This window comes from Brevundimonas intermedia, from assembly GCF_027922165.1.
GTDB lineage: Bacteria > Pseudomonadota > Alphaproteobacteria > Caulobacterales > Caulobacteraceae > Brevundimonas > Brevundimonas intermedia.
The window spans coordinates 129,188-146,336 of record NZ_BSFD01000005.1 but is presented as its reverse complement, the minus strand read 5'-3'; the positions used below and the strand labels follow the sequence as shown (position 1 = coordinate 146,336).

Genomic DNA, 17,149 nt, shown 5'->3' with positions numbered 1-17,149 from the left:
GTTGCAGCAATTTATGACAGGCGCATGGTTGCGGATCGGGGCCTGACGGCGCATCTGGCCCGAATGTCTTCTTCCCTCGCCTCAGCGCCCGCCAAGAAGGAGCTCGGCTTCGTCGAGTTCGTCTGTCTCATCGCCCTGATGATGGCGCTGAACGCCCTGGCCATCGACTCCATGCTGCCGGCCCTGCCGCACATCGGCGAAGACCTGGGCGTGGCCAATGAGAACAGCCGTCAGTGGGTGGTGACCGCCTATCTGCTCGGCTTCGGCGGCGCCCAGCTCATTTACGGCCCCCTGGCGGATCGGTTCGGACGCAAGTCCGTCCTGCTGTTCGGCGTCGGCGTCTATGTGGTGTTCAGCCTGCTGGCGACGCTCGCGCCAACCTTCGACATGCTGATCCTGGCCCGGATCGGCCAGGGGCTGGGCAGCGCTTGCACCCGCGTCCTGGCCGTCTCCATCGTGCGCGACCGCTATGAGGGCCGCACCATGGCCCGCGTCATGTCCTTCAGCTTCCTGGTCTTCCTGGGCGTGCCCATCCTGGCGCCGTCCATCGGCCAGCTGATCATGCTGGTCGGGCCGTGGCGCTGGATCTTCGCAGCCCTGGGCCTGGTCGGGGTGGCGCTCAGCGTCTGGGCCTTCCTGCGCCTGCCCGAGACGCTGAAGCCCGAGGATCGCTTGCCGATCCAGGTGAAGCGGCTGACCTCGGCCTACAAGACGGCCCTGACCGACCGCACCGCCATGGGCTACACCCTGGCCATGACGGCCATCACCGGCGCCCTGTTCGGCTTCATCAACTCGTCGCAGCAGATCTTCGCCGACGTCTTTGACGCCGAAGCCGTCTTCCCCGCCGTCTTCGCCCTGATCGCCGGCGGCATCGCCGTGGCCTCCATCGTCAATGCCCGGCTGGTGGTGAAACTGGGGTCGCGGAAGATCTCGCACACCGCCCTGATCGGCTTCACCGGCATTTCGGCGATCCACGCGGTGGTGGCCCTCAGCGGTCACGAGACCCTCTGGACCTTTGCGATCCTTCAGACCCTGACCATGTTCTGTTTCGGTCTGATCGCCGGGAATTTCGGCGCCATGGCGATGGAGACCATGGGCCGTATCGCCGGCACCGCCGCCTCGATCCAGGGCTTCATCTCCACCATCTTCGGCTCGCTGCTGGGCTTCGCCGTAGGGCAGCAGTTCAACGGCACGACGGTCCCCATGGTGCTTGGCTTCACCGTCTTCGGCCTGATCGCCCTGGCCTGGGTCCTGTTCGCCGAACGAGGCCGACTGTTCCGCGCCCACCACGCCCCGGCGCCGGCCGCGCACTGATTTGAGAACGATCGACGAGGCTTGATCTTTTTTCCGTTTCCGCGCGTTCTCCGGCCAATCCTTAAGGTCAGCCCCGGAATGCCTCGATGAAGCGTAAAGCCTTCGGCCTCGTCTCCGCCCTCGCCCTCGCCGCCGCCCTGGGGGTCAGCGCCTGTTCCACTCCGACCGGAAGCGCATCGATGACCCCGCCCGCCGTCGCGCCCGCCCCTGGCCCCGAAGCCGTCGACAGCCATACCTACGCCCGGCCCGAGATCGCCCGCGTCGTCGACGTGGCCCTGGACCTGGCCGCCGACTTCAACGCCAAGACCCTGTCGGGCACGGCGACCCTGGACATCCTGGCGGTCCCCGGCGCCAATGAGGTGATCCTGGACATCCGCAACCTGGACATCCAGGACGTGCGCGACGCCTCAGGGCAACCGCTGCGCTATGTCGTCGGCGACAATGACGCCATCAAGGGCCAGCCCCTGACCGTCTATTTCCCGGCCTTCGCCGCCAATGAGCGGCGCAAGATCACCGTCCGCTACTCGACCCGTCCCGATGCGGCGGCGCTGCAATGGCTGAGCCCGACCCAGACGGCGGGCGGCCAAAAGCCCTATCTGTTCAGCCAGGGCCAGGCCATCCTGACCCGCACCTGGGTTCCGACCCAGGACAGCCCAGGCATTCGCCAAACCTATTCGGCCCGCATCACCGCCCCGGCCGACCTGACCGTGGTCATGAGCGCCGACCAGCTGACGCCAAAGGGCGAAGCCGCCGCAAATGGCCTGAAGTCCTGGCGCTTCCGGATGGACAATCCGATCCCGCCCTATCTGATCGCCATCGGCGTCGGCGACATCGCCTTCGCGCCTTTCGACGAACGCACCGGCGTCTGGACCGAGCCGAGCCGCCTGCGCGCCGCCGCCGCGGAGCTGGAGCCGACCGCCGAAATGGTGGACGCGGCCGAGAAACTGTACGGCCCCTATCGCTGGGGCCGCTACGACCTGCTGGTCCTGCCGCCCAGCTTCCCGTTCGGCGGGATGGAAAACCCCAAACTGACCTTCGCCACCCCGACCATCATCGCCGGGGATCAGTCGCTGGTCTCGCTGGTGGCGCACGAACTGGCCCACTCCTGGTCGGGCAATCTGGTCACCAACGCCACCTGGAACGACTTCTGGCTGAACGAGGGCTTCACCACCTATTTCGAGAACCGGATCATGGAGTCGATCTACGGCCATGACCGGGCGGTGCAGGAACAGGTGCTGAGCTGGGACGGGCTGCAGGACGAGCTGAAGTCCCTGCCCGCCGCCGACACCCGCCTGCATCTGGACCTGACCGGCCGCGACCCCGACGACGGCATGAACACCATCGCCTATGACAAGGGTTCGGCCTTCCTGCGCACCATTGAGCGGATCGCCGGGCGCGAGACGTTCGACGCCTGGCTGCGCGGCTATTTCGACCGCAACGCCTATCGGCCGATGACGACGGCCATGTTCCTGGCCGACATCCGCACCCATCTGGTGAAGGGCGACACGGCTCTGGAATCCGAACTGCAGTTGGACGCCTGGGTCTATCAGCCCGGCCTGCCGTCCAACGCCGTGGCCCCGGTCTCAAACGCCTTCACGCCGGTCGATGCCGCCGCCGTCGCCTTCTTCAAGGACAAGGGACCAGCCTCGGCCATTCCGTGGGCGGAGTGGAATACCCAGCAGCGCCAGCGTTTCCTGGGCTGGCGTCCCGAAGGCCTGGCCGCCGGCGCCGACTGGCTGACCGCCGCCCAACTGGCCGATCTGGAGCGCATCCTGAATCTGGCGAACGAGGGCAACAGCGAACTGACCTTCGCCTGGCTGCAGATCGCCCTGGCCCACCGCTATCAGCCCTCGGTCGCCACGGCGGAGAAATTCCTGACCAGCCAGGGACGGCGCAAATTCGTCCTGCCCCTGTTCCAGACCCTGTGGAACGAGGGCGACTGGGGCCGCCCCATCGCCCGCCGCATCTACGCCGAGGCGCGGCCGCTGTATCACCCGGTCACCAGCGGTTCGGTCGATCAACTGGTGGGACGGCCTTAGGCTATCCGCGTTCCTCCTCCCCGCGTTGCGGGGAGGAGGAACGCGAAGCGGTGGCGGGCTCGAAGGCGTACAGGCCCGTTATTCTTTCGTCATTCTCCGGCAAGCCGCGCCTTCGCGGCGCAGACCGGGGAACCCAGCGGCGCCGAAGGCGATGTCTCCGCCGCAGGATGTTTGACGATCGAGTCCGCGACAGGTTCGCGCTCACGCGCGCCGCTGGGTTCCCCGGTCTCGCTACGCTCGCCGGAGAATGACGAAAGAAGATACGGACGACCCTAAAGGTTGATCACGCTCGCGCCGGCCTCGTCCGACAGCCGCTCCGCCAGCACGGCGCGGTGGCACCCGGCGTGATCGGCCTCAAAACACAGCAGGGCCACGCGCTTCTCGTCCGCCAGCGCCTTCAGCCGCTCATATTCCATCTGGGCCTGTGGCTCTGCCAGATGGTCCGCGAAAATAGCGCGCATCTCGGCGACATGCCCCTTGCGCGCCGCATCCCGCCCCGCCTTGGGCGTGCCGAGGCCGCGCAGGTGGAGATAGTCGATCCCCTCGGCCTTTAGACTTTCGCCCAGAATCGTCTTTGAAAATCCGGCGCGTCGTGAGGCGGCGACCGCGCGAACATCGACCAGCAGATCGACCCCGGCCGCCTTCAGCCGATCGATCACCTGCGCCTGGGTCGCGCCCTCATAACCGATGGTGAAGACTTGCATGGACCACAGATGGGCGCGCGTGCGTCGATCGCCAGCTTGACCATCAATCGCCGCGTTGCGGCGCCGCGCCCCATCGGCTATCCCGCAGCACGGATTTCGACTGGAGCTTTCCTCATGGCTGACCTCGCCCCCGGCGTCGTGACCCTCTTCGGAGGTTCCGGCTTCATCGGATCGCAGGCGGTGCGCGCGCTGGCCCGTCTCGGCTGGCGCATCCGCGTGGCGGTGCGCAACCCGGTTCTGGCCATCGAGGTCCAGCCCCTGGGCGATCCGGGCCAGATCCAGTTCATGCGCTGCGACGTGACCAAGGCCGACGACGTGGCGGCCGCCGTGCGCGGCTCGAACGCCGTGGTCAATCTGGTCGGCGTCCTGCACGACGGCGGCGGCGCGCGCGGTTTCAAGAGCGCCCATGTCGAGGCCGCCAAGAACATCGCCCAGGCGTCCAAGGCCGCCGGCGTGGTCCGCGTCGTCCAGATTTCGGCCATCGGCGCCGATGCGAACAGCCGCTCCGCCTATGCCCGCACCAAGGGCGAGGCCGAGGCCCAGATCCGCGCCGTCTATCCCGACGCCGTCATCCTGCGTCCGTCCCTGGTGTTCGGCGCCAGCGACGGCTTCCTGAACCGGTTCGCCGCCATGGCGGTCTCGGCGCCCGCCCTGCCGCTGATCGGCGGCGGCAAGACCCGGTTCCAGCCGGTCTATGTCGCCGACGTGGCCGAGGCCGTGGCCCGCGCCGTGACCCGCGGCGACGCGGCCGGCCGCACCTACGAACTGGGCGGCCCGGACATCTACAGCTTCCGCGAAGTGCTGGAGCTGGTGAAGCGCGAGACCCACCGCGACCGTCTGCTGGCGCCCATTCCCTTCCCCATCGCCAAGCTGCTGGGTTCGCTGCTGCAGACCGTCAGCCTAGTCGGACTGACCCCGCCCCTGACCCGCGATCAGGTCGTCATGCTGGAGAAGGACAATGTCGTCTCGCCCGGCGCCGCGACCCTGGCCGACCTGGGTCTGACCACGCCGACCGGCATGGCCGCCATCGCCCCCTCCTACCTGTGGCGCTATCGCGACGGCGGCCAGTTCGCCGTCTCGCCCGCCCACTGACGCATCCTTCCCCGGTCTGACGCCCCGGCCGTGAAAACGGCCCATTCTGATTTAAGACCCGGCCGTGAAAACGGCCGGGCCGTCTTCGCACCGCGGAACAAATAGTGCACAACTCTCGGATGCCGGCCACGCAAACCCAGTCCCGCCCCGCCCAAGACCCGACACTGGACGACGCCCGGTCCCTGCTGTCGCGCGTCTGGGGCCATGCCGACTTCCGGGGCCTGCAAAGCCAGGTGGTGGACGAGATCCTGGCCGGGCGCGATGTGCTGGCCGTCCTGCCCACCGGTGGCGGCAAGAGCGTCTGCTATCAGATCCCCGCCATTCTGCGCCCCGGTCTGGGCCTGGTGGTCTCGCCGCTGATCGCCCTGATGACCGACCAGGTCGAGGCCCTGAAACAGCAGGGCGTCGCCGCCGCCCGGCTGGATTCCGGCGTGTCGCTGGACGAGCGGTCGGCCATCTGGGCTGCAGCCCGGTCCGGCGATCTGGACCTGCTGTACGTCTCGCCTGAAGGCTTGGCGGCCGGCGCCATGATGGACCGGCTGGCCGAGCTTCCCCTCAGCCTGATCGCCATCGACGAGGCCCACTGCGTCAGCCAATGGGGCCACGACTTCCGTCCCGACTATCGCAACCTGGGTCTGCTGGCCGAGCGGTTCCCGAACGTGCCGCGCATCGCCGTCACCGCCACCGCCGACGCCCGCACCCGCGACGACATCCTGCGCTCGCTGCGGCTGGAACAGGCCAAGGTCTTCGTCGACAGTTTCGCCCGCCCGAACCTGCAACTGTCGGCCGAGCGCAAGGAAAGCGCCTCGCGCGCCAAGACCGACGCCCGGGTCATCGAACTGGTGCGCGAGCGGCGCGGCAAGTCGGGCGTCGTCTATTGCGGCAGCCGCGACGGCTGCGACCGCGTGGCCCAGGCCCTGCGCGACGCCGGAACCAACGCCATCGCCTATCACGCGGGCATGGATACGAAAGAGCGCGACCGCCGGCTGGAACGGTTCCTGGCCGAGGACGGCGCCGTCATGGTCGCCACCATCGCCTTCGGCATGGGGGTGGACAAGGCCGATGTGCGCTTCGTCATCCACGCCGATCCACCGGGCAGTCTCGAGGCCTATTGGCAGGAGATCGGACGGGGCGGGCGCGACGGCGAACCAGCCGAGGGCATCACCCTGTACGGCCCCTCCGACATCGCCTGGACCCTGCGCCGGCTGGACAGCCGCCCGATGGCCGAGGAGGTCAAACAGGTTCAGGTGCGCAAGGCCCGCCAGCTGTTCGCCATGCTGGACGGCGCCGTCTGCCGCGCCCAGGCCGTGCGCCGCTATTTCGGGGAAACCGAGGCCCAGCCTTGCGGCGTCTGCGACATCTGCGGCGACCCGCCCCTGCTCTATGACGCCACCGTCCCCGCGCAAAAGGCCCTGGCGGCGGTCCAGCGTCTGGGTGGCCGGTTCGGCCGGGGCCGGATCGTCGACCACCTGACCGGCCGGACCAAGGCGGTCCAGCCGTGGGAGCAACAGCTGTCCACCTGGGGCATAGGCGCCGACATCTCGCCCAACGGCTGGCGCGACATCGTCGATCACCTGTTGTTCGAGGGCCTGCTGGTCGAGGATCCGAACGACGGCAAGCCCCTGGTCGGGCTGGGCGACGGCGAGGCGGTGCGCGCCGTCTACAAGGCCGAACGCAAGATCGAGGTCCGCCGCGTGCCCGCCGGCTACGACGCCGGTACGCGCTCGGGCAATCCGCGCAATCGCCGCGACCGCACCGGCGAGGGCCGCAACGCCGCGCTGGAGACCATGGACGCCGACGTCCGCGCCCGGTTCGAGGCCCTGCGCGCCTGGCGCCGCGACCGCGCCTCGGAACAGCACGTCCCGCCCTATGTCATCTTCCAGGACAAGACCCTGCTGGAAATCGCCCACGCCGAACCGGGCGACCTGACCGCCCTGGGCGCCTTGCCCGGCGTGGGCCAGTCGAAACTGGATCGCTACGGCAAGGGTGTGCTGGAGACGTTGAGGGCTGTCACCGCCTAGGTCGACCCGTCGGGGTCCGTCACCGCTGGACCGGCCTCCTCTGATCCAGCCGCCGCGCTCTCTGCCGCGATCCTAGCGGCAGCGGCGTCGTCCGCCTCCTTTTGGGCCTGAAGCACTCGGGCTTGAGCGTCAGCCAGCCGCTGCTCTTGAAGCGCTCGTTGCACCTCGGCCTGCTGCAGCCGTAAGGCGTTTTCCACCCGCACCCGCTCCGCAGCGTCGGCCGCCTTCTGCTTCTGCTCGGCGTCATAAGCGGTCTTGGCGGCCCGCGCCGACCGCGGCACTGCCGGAGCTCTCGTGTCGAGGTCCTGCAGCAAGGCGCCAATTTCTTCACGCTTGGCCGCGTCTGCGTAAACCGAGGCGACAGCTGAACGGGTATCCGAAGGCAGAAGCGCCATCACGTGACTTTGCTCCTCGGCTCCCGTTGGAGCCAGGACAAACAGCCAGTACAGAGGCAGCCCCTGTCCGGCCAAGGATGCGAGCGTTCCGTCAGATCCGTTTACGACTTCAAGAACCTCGTCCATCACCGCGTTCAAGTCCGCCAACCGTCCGCCGGGTTCGTTCCGTTCCAGCTCTTCTCTCAACGCTCGATCAATGACGGTCTGGATGCCCAGGAATGTGCATGGCCGGGCATAGTCGCGAACATAGGTGTCCGCTTCGGCAAACGTTTGGAGCGTTGGCGGGTCGATTCCATCTTGGGTTTGTTTCACAAGCAGGAACACCTTGTGAGGGTCGGGCGACAGCAGCATCGCCCGTTCGCTGGCGTCGAAAGTGTCGTTGACACTGAGCTGAATTCCGGAAAGCGCCGCGAGTTGTTCAGCCGGGCTCCCGCTGACGCCCAGGGCCACGGTCGCGAATTCCGCGCCGATGTTAAAGAGGTCCCGACCGTATCGCGTCTGGTTCTTGACCTGGGACAGCTCATCGAAAAACAAGCCGCAGAGGGCATCGACCTGGGTAACCCTCAATCGAACGTAAGCTCGCAGATTGACGTTCGTATAAGCGCGGACCTCGCTACGGTGTTCGCGCGCCATTTGCCAGGCGTGCGAACTGGTATCCGACTGCACCGAAGGAACCGCCGAAGTCCGTACGGCGCAATTCATGGAATCGGCGTCTTTCTTCGTGTTGGGATCCGCCAGGCACATTTCGGCGATCTCGAGTTCGCCGCGTATGATGTTTAAATTTTTGCCAAGTTCCACAAGCTCGGCGCGCTGATCAAGGATTGGCGCTTGTGAGTTTCGAAACACGCTGGTGCAGCCTGTCGTTAAGACAGTGATGCCTACCGCTACAAACATAGTCTTGAGGCGCACGTCCATCCCTCCCGTTTAGAGGGACAATAACACAACCCACACGATTCGAAAATCAGTGTTATCTCAACTTCGCCCTACCCCAAAAACCGATCCACCGCCGCCTGGAAGCGAGCGGGCTGGTCGATCATCACTTGGTGATCGGCGCCCTCGATGCGGACGAACCGCGCGGGACTGCGCAGGTTGGAGAAGCCGTAGCGATAAAGGCCCTCCAGCCGGTTGCGTGGGCTGTTCGTATCCGGCGTCCAGCCATAGACCACCGTCACGGAGGCGGTGACGTCGCGCAGCCGGGGTCGCAGATCGACGGTCAGGGCTTCATACAGACCCTGAGCCAGGACACGCCGGTCGCCGCCCTGCAGACCCAGGCCGTCGAACACCATGTCGCCCGCCAGGCCGAGGTCGCCGCCCAGGGCTGAGACCTGGCCCTTCAGCGCCTGGTCCCCGAACAGCATCAGGGCCTGATAGGCCAGCCGCGCCAAAGGCTCGACCTCGCGGGCGGTGACGCGGGAATCGACCAGGGCCGGAAAGAAGGGCGCGGAATCCACCACCATCACCCGACCGATCCGGTCCCGCATGTCCGCCGCGACCCGCAGTGCGATCTGACCGCCCAGCGAATGGCCAATCAGGGCGGGGCGCGAAAGCCGCTGCTCGCGGATATAGCGTTCGATCTCCCGCGCGGCGGGCGCCGCCAGGGCGCCGCCGGCGTTGGCCCCGATGTCCGTCTGGCCGAAGCCCCGGATGGTCACCAGATGCACCCGGTAACGCCCCTCCAGCTTGTCCGCCGTAGACCGCCAGGCCGCCCCGGTAGAGCCGAGGCCCGGAATGAAGACGATATCCGGCCCCGCCCCCCGCGTCTCGACGATGATCCGGTCGGAACGGAAGGCAGGGGCGAGAGACGCCGATACTGTTGTCTGGGCGACGGCGACGCCGGGAAGGACGACGAGCAGGATCGCGAAAAACGGAGCAAGAAGACGGCGCATGACCCGCTCTTAACGCCCGATCACGGCGATCGGTTGACGACCGCGACCTTGGGTCATCGCCCCTTGAAGTCCGGCTTCCGCTTGTCGACGAAGGCGGACATGCCTTCCTTCTGGTCCTCGAAGGCGAACAGGGAGTGGAACAGCCGGCGTTCGAACCGGACGCCTTCGCTCAGGCTGGTCTCCAGAGCGACATTGACCATTTCCTTGTTCATCATCACCGCCAGCGGGCTTTGCGCCGCGATCTTGGCGGCGGCGGCGCGGGCCTCGTCCAGCAGGGCGTCGGGGGCGACGACGCGGCTGACCAGGCCGGCGCGTTCGGCCTCGGCCGCATCCATCATCCGGGCGGTCAGGATCATGTCCATGGCCTTGGACTTGCCGACCAGGCGCGTCAGCCGCTGCGAGCCGCCGATGCCGGGGGCCACGCCCAGATTGATCTCGGGCTGGCCGAACTTGGCGTTCTCGGAGGCGATGATGAAGTCGCACAACATCGCCAGTTCGCAGCCTCCGCCCAGGGCGTAGCCCGACACGGCCGCGATGATCGGCTTGCGGAAGCGCATGATCCGGTCATGGCCCAGGGCGAAGAAATTGCCCTTGAACATGTCGGCGTAGGACTGGTCCGCCATCTCCTTGATGTCCGCCCCGGCGGCGAAGGCCTTGGCCGAGCCGGTCAGGATCAGGCAGCGTACGCTGTCGTCGGTCTCGACCGCATCGAGGAAGGCCGCCAGTTCCCCGAACAGGGTCGAGTTCAGCGCGTTCAGCGCCTCGGGCCGGTTCAGGGTCACGACGGCATAACCGTCGGCGTGGCGTTCGATCAGCAGGGTGGAATAGGCGTCGGCCATGGTCGATCTCCTCGTTCTGTCGTCGATCTAGCGTCTGGCGCGCAGCAGGGCGAGGGTCATGGCGAACCGGATCAGCTCCGACACGACGATACAGCCCATCAGCCCGTTGGCGATCAGCACCAGCAGATTGGCCGGCGTCGCCACGCGCAGCAGCGGTCCGACCGCCGCAGACCCGATCCAGCCCGCGCAGAACAGGACGGCGGACAGGACGGTGATCAGACCGATCAGGGCCATCAGCGAAACATGACTGGCCTGGAGCGAGGCCTTGCGTTCGGCCGCGCCCTCGCGCGTTTCGCCACGCGGCAGCAGCCGGGCGATCAGGGTAAGAACCCCTTCGGCCACCGCGATCAGCAACAGGCCCAACAGGAACAATCCGCCCATCTCGCCGGCGAATTCCTCGCGGTTCAACCCGCCGGCGCCGATCTGAAGAGCCATTTGCCAGCCATAGAGGCCCCACACCGCCACGGTCGTGACAATGGCGATCCACAGGTGACGTTCGCGCAGGCTCATGCGGCGATCTGACACGAAACCAACGGCGAGATGAAGGCCTAAACCCCGCCTACTTCCTCTGGCAGGACGGGCAGTAGAAGGTCGACCGTCCACCCTGAACGATGCGGGCGACCGTCCCCGTGCAGCCCCCCGCCTTCGCAGACTCGCCGCGACACGGCTCGTCCTCGCGGCCGTAGACGTCGAACCGGTGCTGGAAATAGCCCTGGCCGCCCTCGGCGTTGGCGAAGTCCTTCAGGGTCGATCCGCCGGCGGCGATGGCGTCGTTCAGCACGTCGCGGACGACCGAGGCCAGGGTTTCCAGCCGCGCCTTCGACACCGACCCGGCCGCGACCAGGGGCGAGATCCGGGCGCGGTAAAGCGCCTCGCAGACATAGATATTGCCCAGGCCGGCGACGATCCGCTGGTCCAGCAGGGAGACCTTGATGTTCTGTGTCTTGCCGGCGAAGGCCTCGACCAGATGCGCGCCGGAAAAGCTGTTGCCGAGCGGCTCGGGCCCCAGGCCGGCGAACCAGGGATGGGTCTCGACCTGATCGGTGCGGATCAGGCCCATGAAGCCGAACCGGCGGGCGTCGGCGTAGCCGATGCGGGTGGCGGCGCCGTCGCGCACGGCGCAGCCGCTGAAATGCTCGTGCTTGCCGGCGATGGGGGCGGCCTCCTCGAACTCGCCCAGCAGGGTTCCGTCCAGGGTAAAGCGGCCGGTCATGCCCAGATGGGTGACCCAGGTCTCGCCCGTCGACAGGGGCGCCAGCAGATATTTGGCGCGGCGGTCGATCCGCTCGACCGTCGCCCCCTCCAGCCGTTCAACAAATCGCTCCGGGAACGGAAAACGCAGGTCGGGCCGGTTGATCCGCACCCGCGACAGGCGCGCGCCCGCCAGCACCGGCGTCAGGCCGCGTCGGACGGTTTCGACCTCGGGAAGTTCAGGCATGGGCCGGTCCTAGCGCCTCGACACGGCCGGGCCAAGCGGATCGTCCGCCTCCGCGACAATCGTCGGAAAACATTGTTCGAACCGACGCTGGAGCGACACCCCGGTCTGTCATGCACGCTGCGAGCAGTCCGGGGGGAATGTGTCTCAATCGATCATCATCGGCCGGCCCGGCTTCCGCATCCCGAACCTGATCCGTTCGGCCGGTCTGACGCGCGACGACGCCGCGATTCTGGCGGCGACGGCCGTTCTGGCGATCAGCGTCTATTTCCTGACCTTCCCCGGCGTCGATATCGCCGTCAGCCGCCTCTTCTACCGACCTGACGCCGGCTTCTTCCTGGCCGACAATCCCCTTCTGAAGGCGCTGCGCAAAAGCTCCACAGTCGTGCTCGCCCTGCTGCTTCTGGCCGTGATCGGACGGCTGGCGTGGCGCGCCCTTCATCGACGGTCTCTCGGCGCCGCGGCGCGGCGCGCGGTCTTTACGCTGGCCGCCCTGGCGATCGGGCCGGGCCTGGTGGTCAATCTGGTGCTGAAGGGTCTGTGGGGACGCGCTCGCCCCATCCAGATCGACCAGTTCGGCGGCGACGCCGCCTTCAGCCCCGTCTGGGTGATCAGCGACGGCTGCCAGTCCAACTGTTCCTTCGTCTCGGGCGAGGGGTCCAGCGCGGCCTGGATGGTCGGAGTCCTGCTGGTGCTGACGCCGGCGAAATGGCGGCCGGTCGTCCTGCCTGTCGCCGTCGTCTACGCCTTCGCCCTGTCGATGAACCGGCTGGCCTTCGGGGGGCATTTCCTGTCGGACATCCTGCTGTCCTGGGCCCTGACGGCCCTGGTCATGGCGGGAGTCTATCGGGTGACGGTGGCCTCGCCCGGCCTGGTTCGCCGGGCGCGACGGCGGTTCCGCGGACTTCACCCCCTCCCCGCCTGATCGTGACTTGGGCGTGACCGGTTGCCGCAGGCGGCGTTATGGGCTTACGTCCGCGTCGAACGTGGGAACCGATCTCGATGACTGACGCCGCCGCTGCGCCCCAAAGCCCTGCCCAAAAGGGCCGGCTTGAACTGACCCTTCGCGCCCTTGTGCTGGGCTGTCTGCTGGCGGTGATCTTCACCGCCGCCAACACCTATCTGGGCCTGCTGGTCGGCCTGACCTTCGCCTCGGCCATTCCGGCGGCGGTGATCTCGATGGCGGTGCTGCGGGCCTTCCGCACCTCGACCATCTGGGAGAACATGACCGTCCAGACCGTGGCCTCGGTCGGCGGGGCCATGAGCTCGATCATCTTCGTCCTGCCCGGCCTGGTGATGATCGGCTGGTGGCTGGAGTTTCCCTTCTGGCAGTCCGTGGCCATCTGCATCCTGGGCGGCGTTCTGGGCGTGACCTTCTCCATCCCGCTACGCCGCGCCCTGGTGACCAACGGCGGTCTGCCCTACCCCGAGGGCGTCGCCGCCGCCGAGGTGCTGAAGGTCGGCTCGCGCGGGGCCGAACAGACCGAGAGCGCGGTGCGCGAGAACAAGTCCGGCCTGTGGATCGTGGTCGCCGGCGCCGTGGTCTCGGCCGGCTACGCCCTGCTGGTCGCGGGTCGAGTCTTCGCCGGCGAGGCCGCGAAATTCTTCAAGCTTCCGGCCGCCCTGGGCGGCGGGGCCACCGGCATGGGCTTCGGCATGCAGTTCGCGCTTCTCGGCGCGGGGCATCTGATCGGCCTGACCGTGGGCCTGGCCCAGCTGTTCGGCCTGATCCTGGCCTGGGCGATCGCCGTACCGATCCTGACCAGCCCTGACACCATCGCCTGGCTGACGGCGCACGGGATTCCCTCCATCGCCTCCACCCTGCCGGCCGGCGTATCGGCCGAAGAACTGGCGTCAAAGGTCTGGAGCCGCGAGGTCCGATTCATGGGCGCCGGCGTCATCGGCGTCGCCGCCATCTGGACCCTGATTAAACTGGCCGGCCCGCTCATCGGCGGCCTGACCTCGGCCCTGGCCGCCAACGCCAAGCGCGCCCACGGCGAGGTGCTGGAACGCACCGAACAGGATCTGCCCATCAAACTGGTCGGCGGGATTTCGGTGGTCTGCCTGATCGGCATCGCCGGCCTCTTGGCCTGGTTCGCCCAGAGCGCCCCGGCCCTGGCGGGATCGACCCCGCTGCTGGTCATCGGCGGCCTGGTCTATGTCGTTCTGATCGGTTTCGCCGTCGCGGCCATCTGCGGCTATATGGCCGGCCTGATCGGCTCGTCGAACAGCCCGGTCTCGGGGGTCGGCATCCTGGCGGTCGTGATCGCCTCGCTGCTGATGCTGGGCGTCATGGCCATCGCGGGCGTGCCGGCCGATCCGTCGATCATCGCCTTCGCATTGATCGTGACCGCCGTCGTCTTCGCCGTCGCCGTCATCGCCAACGACAATCTTCAGGACCTGAAGACCGGCCAACTGGTCGAGGCCACGCCCTGGCGGCAGCAGGTCGCCCTGATCGTCGGCGTCGGCGCCGGAGCCGTCGTCATTCCGCTGATCCTGAACCTGTTGAACCAGGCCTTCGGCTTCGAAGGCGGCCCGCCCGCCATCGTCGAGGGCGCCAAGACCCTGGCGGCGCCCCAGGCCACCCTGATCTCGGCCCTGGCGCGCGGCGTCATCGGCGGCGATCTGCGCTGGGACCTGATCGGGCTGGGCGCCGTGATCGGCGTGATCATCATCGTGCTGGACGTTGTCGTGTCCAAGGCCTCGAACGGCAAGGTCAAGCTGCCGCCGCTGGCTGTCGGCATCGGCTTCTACCTGCCCGCCGCCGTCACGACCATGCTGGTCATCGGCGCCGTCTGCGGCTGGATCTATGACAAGGCCGTGTCCAGCACCCGTTACGCCGACGTGGCGCGCCGCATGGGCGTCCTGCTGGCCTCGGGCCTGATCGTGGGCGAGAGCCTGTTCGGCGTCTTCACCGCCGGGGTGATCGTGGCCACGCGCGACGACGCGCCGTTCGCCATGCTGCCCGAAGGCTCGACCTGGCCGGCCATGCTGGCGGGGATCATCGGCTTCGCCGTCGCGGTGTTCGGCCTCTACGCCTGGACCCGGAGCCGCGCCAAGGCGGTGTGACACAATACCTCTCCCTCCCCCTGCGGGGGAGGGGGGCGGAGGCGTAGCCGGAGCCGGGTGGGGCGGCAGGGCGACACATCACAAATCAAGCCAAGTTCAGAACGGTGCGCCCGTGCCTGGCCGCCCCCACCCCGTCGCTGCGCGACGCCCCTCCCCCGCAGGGGGAGGGAGATCCGTTAAGCCGCCCGGGTCGCGACCATCATATAGTTGATCCCCGCGTCGTCGCTCTGGCTCCAGCGGTCGGTCAGCGGGTCATAGTTCAGCCCATACGGCCCCTCGACCGTCACCGGCTCGGCGGCCAGCATCGTCCGGATCTCGTCGGGCTTCAGGAACTGGCGCCAGTCGTGAGTCCCGGCGGGCACCCAGCGCAGGATATATTCCGCCGCCACCTTGCCCAGGGCCAGCGACTTCAGCGTGCGGTTCAGGGTGGCGACCATCATCACCCCGCCCGGCCGGACCAGCCGCGAACAGGCGCGCACGAAGGCTTCAGGATCGGCGACATGCTCGATCACCTCCATGGTCAGGACCACATCGAACGGCCCCGCCCCTTCCGCCTCGATCTGTTCGACGGTGGCGGCGCGATAGGCGATGTCCAGCCCCACCATCTCGGCGTGAGCCCGCGCCGTGCCGATATTCTCGGACGAGGCGTCGATGGCGGTGACGCTAAAGCCCATCCGCCGCATCGGCTCGGCGATCAGCCCGCCGCCACAGCCGACGTCCAGAAGCGTCAGCCCCTCGAACGGCCGCCGTACCTTCGGATCCCGGCCCAGCCGGGCGCACAACTGCTCGCGGATCAAGGCCAGCCGCGCGGGATTGAACCGGTGCAGGGGTGCGAACGGCCCGTGCGCATCCCACCATTCGGCCGCCTGGGCGGAGAAGCGGGCCACATCGGCCGGGTCGATCGATGCGCCAAATGCGCCTTCGGACGAATTTTGCGGAAAACCATGCCCTTCGCGGGGTAGGCGAGACGGTGCGGCGTCGCTAGAAGCGGTCATGCGCGAGGGATGAACCTTCGCGCCCTTTCACGCAAGCAGGGGGCGGAACGCCACGATGACGCGGCCCGATTCTTCACGATCCGACACCACGAGACTGGTGATGAAGTTCGGCGGCACCTCGATGGGCGACCTCGAACGGATCCGACGCGCGGCGCGGATCGTCGCCGCCGAGGCCGCCTCGGGCAAGAAGATCGCCGTCGTGGTCTCGGCCATGGCCGGCAAGACCAATGAACTGGTCGCCTGGACCGACGGCGCCGGCCCGGCCGCCGCGGGCCTGCCGCTCAGCGACGACGAATATGACGTCGTGGTCGCCTCCGGCGAACAGGTGACGGCCGGGCTTCTGGCCATCACCCTGCGCAACATGGGGCTGAACGCCCGGTCGTGGATGGGCTGGCAAGTGCCGATCGTCACCGACGACGCCCACGCCCGCGCCCGGATCATCGACATCCCCGGCGAAAAACTGGGCGCCGCCGTCGACGCCGGCGAGATCGCCATCGTCCCCGGCTTCCAGGGCGTCACGCCCGAGGGCAAGATCACCACCCTGGGCCGGGGCGGCTCCGACACCTCGGCGGTGGCCGTTGCGGCGGCCCTGTCCTGCCCTTGCGACATCTATACCGACGTGGACGGCGTCTATACGACCGACCCGCGCATCGAGAGCCGCGCCCGGCGCCTGGCCAAGGTCTCCTATGAGGAGATGCTGGAAATGGCCTCATTGGGGGCCAAGGTGCTGCAGACCCGTTCGGTCGAACTCGCCATGGCCAAACAGGTGCCTGTGCGGGTTCTGTCCAGCTTCATCGAACCGGACGAGTCCGGCCAAATGCCCGACAAGGGCGGAACCCTGATCTGCGACGAGGAGGAGATCGTGGAAAAACGCATCGTGTCCGGTGTGACCATGAGCCGTGACGAAGCCCGCATCACCCTGCTGGGCCTGTCCGACCGCGTGGACGCCCCCGCCGACGTCTTCACCCGCCTGGCCGAGGCCAACGTCAATGTGGACATGATCGTCCAGAGCCAGGCCCGCACCGCCAATACGGTCAACCTGACCTTCACGACCGGCCGCCGCGACGCCGTACGCGCCGCCGAGCTGATGACGGCGGGCCAGGATCAGCTGGGCTTCGAGGAAATCCGGATCGACGAGGACGTCGCCAAGGTGTCCGTCGTCGGGGTCGGCATGCGCAGCCACGCCGGCGTGGCCCAGACCATGTTCAAGGCCCTGGCCGACAAGGGCGTCAAGTTCCAGGCCATCTCGACCTCGGAAATCAAGATCAGCGTCCTGATCGACGCGGCGTACGCCGAACTGGCCGTGCGCGCATTGCATTCGGCTTACGGGCTGGACGCGATATAGGATGATGTGAACCGG

Annotated in this window: 14 protein-coding genes; 7 read left to right on the top strand and 7 right to left on the bottom strand. The window is 67.7% G+C overall.

Annotated features, from left to right (window positions below):
• Window positions 1-63: 63 nt before the first annotated feature.
• Window positions 64-1,314: a multidrug effflux MFS transporter gene (locus PKE72_RS09985; RefSeq protein WP_271165225.1), complete on the top strand. Its 1,251-nt coding sequence runs from the start codon at window positions 64-66 to the stop codon at window positions 1,312-1,314.
• 86 nt (window positions 1,315-1,400) lie between these two features.
• Window positions 1,401-3,353, top strand: a complete 1,953-nt coding sequence (locus PKE72_RS09980) for a M1 family metallopeptidase (protein WP_271165224.1) — start codon at window positions 1,401-1,403, stop codon at window positions 3,351-3,353.
• Window positions 3,354-3,625: 272 nt separating this feature from the next.
• Here PKE72_RS09980 and PKE72_RS09975 read toward each other — a convergent pair whose 3' ends face one another.
• Window positions 3,626-4,057, bottom strand: a complete 432-nt coding sequence (locus tag PKE72_RS09975; protein ID WP_271165223.1) for a DUF488 domain-containing protein — start codon at window positions 4,055-4,057, stop codon at window positions 3,626-3,628.
• 114 nt (window positions 4,058-4,171) lie between these two features.
• Here PKE72_RS09975 and PKE72_RS09970 point away from each other — a divergent pair, with 114 nt between their 5' ends.
• A complete protein-coding gene (locus PKE72_RS09970) occupies window positions 4,172-5,149 on the top strand; it encodes a complex I NDUFA9 subunit family protein (RefSeq protein ID WP_271165222.1) in 978 nt (325 codons plus the stop codon).
• Window positions 5,150-5,268: 119 nt separating this feature from the next.
• Window positions 5,269-7,170, top strand: a complete 1,902-nt coding sequence (gene recQ / locus PKE72_RS09965) for a DNA helicase RecQ (RefSeq protein WP_271165221.1) — start codon at window positions 5,269-5,271, stop codon at window positions 7,168-7,170.
• On the opposite strand, the gene PKE72_RS09960 is transcribed toward recQ, so the two are convergent.
• The 5 genes from PKE72_RS09960 to mutM all read right to left on the bottom strand — a co-directional run bounded on the left by PKE72_RS09960 (window position 7,167) and on the right by mutM (window position 11,728).
• The gene (locus PKE72_RS09960) at window positions 7,167-8,480 is read right to left on the bottom strand and encodes a hypothetical protein (protein ID WP_271165220.1); all 1,314 of its coding nucleotides are present in this window, start codon (window positions 8,478-8,480) and stop codon (window positions 7,167-7,169) included. The two genes, recQ and PKE72_RS09960, sit on opposite strands and share 4 nt — an antisense overlap.
• 68 nt (window positions 8,481-8,548) lie before the next feature.
• Complete coding sequence (locus tag PKE72_RS09955; RefSeq protein WP_271165219.1) at window positions 8,549-9,451, bottom strand: alpha/beta fold hydrolase; 903 nt, start codon at window positions 9,449-9,451, stop codon at window positions 8,549-8,551.
• Between the two features lie 53 nt (window positions 9,452-9,504).
• Window positions 9,505-10,290: an enoyl-CoA hydratase gene (locus PKE72_RS09950; RefSeq protein WP_271165218.1), complete on the bottom strand. Its 786-nt coding sequence runs from the start codon at window positions 10,288-10,290 to the stop codon at window positions 9,505-9,507.
• A gap of 27 nt (window positions 10,291-10,317) precedes the next feature.
• Entirely contained in the window at window positions 10,318-10,800 is a 483-nt protein-coding gene (locus PKE72_RS09945) for a hypothetical protein (protein ID WP_271165217.1), read from the bottom strand.
• A gap of 49 nt (window positions 10,801-10,849) precedes the next feature.
• Window positions 10,850-11,728, bottom strand: coding sequence for a bifunctional DNA-formamidopyrimidine glycosylase/DNA-(apurinic or apyrimidinic site) lyase (gene mutM, locus PKE72_RS09940; protein ID WP_271165216.1), 879 nt, complete (start codon window positions 11,726-11,728; stop codon window positions 10,850-10,852).
• 139 nt (window positions 11,729-11,867) lie between these two features.
• On the opposite strand from mutM, the gene PKE72_RS09935 reads away from it, so the two are divergent.
• Window positions 11,868-12,650 carry a phosphatase PAP2 family protein gene (locus PKE72_RS09935; protein WP_271165215.1) on the top strand — a complete coding sequence of 261 codons (783 nt, stop codon included), beginning with the start codon at window positions 11,868-11,870 and terminating at the stop codon, window positions 12,648-12,650.
• Between the two features lie 77 nt (window positions 12,651-12,727).
• Window positions 12,728-14,794 (top strand): OPT family oligopeptide transporter, encoded by a 2,067-nt coding sequence (locus tag PKE72_RS09930; protein ID WP_271165214.1) that lies wholly within the window; start codon window positions 12,728-12,730, stop codon window positions 14,792-14,794.
• A gap of 176 nt (window positions 14,795-14,970) precedes the next feature.
• On the opposite strand, the gene ubiG is transcribed toward PKE72_RS09930, so the two are convergent.
• Complete coding sequence (ubiG, locus tag PKE72_RS09925; RefSeq protein WP_271165213.1) at window positions 14,971-15,789, bottom strand: bifunctional 2-polyprenyl-6-hydroxyphenol methylase/3-demethylubiquinol 3-O-methyltransferase UbiG; 819 nt, start codon at window positions 15,787-15,789, stop codon at window positions 14,971-14,973.
• Between the two features lie 55 nt (window positions 15,790-15,844).
• Here ubiG and PKE72_RS09920 point away from each other — a divergent pair, with 55 nt between their 5' ends.
• Window positions 15,845-17,134, top strand: coding sequence for an aspartate kinase (locus PKE72_RS09920; protein WP_271165212.1), 1,290 nt, complete (start codon window positions 15,845-15,847; stop codon window positions 17,132-17,134).
• Window positions 17,135-17,149 lie beyond the last annotated feature (15 nt).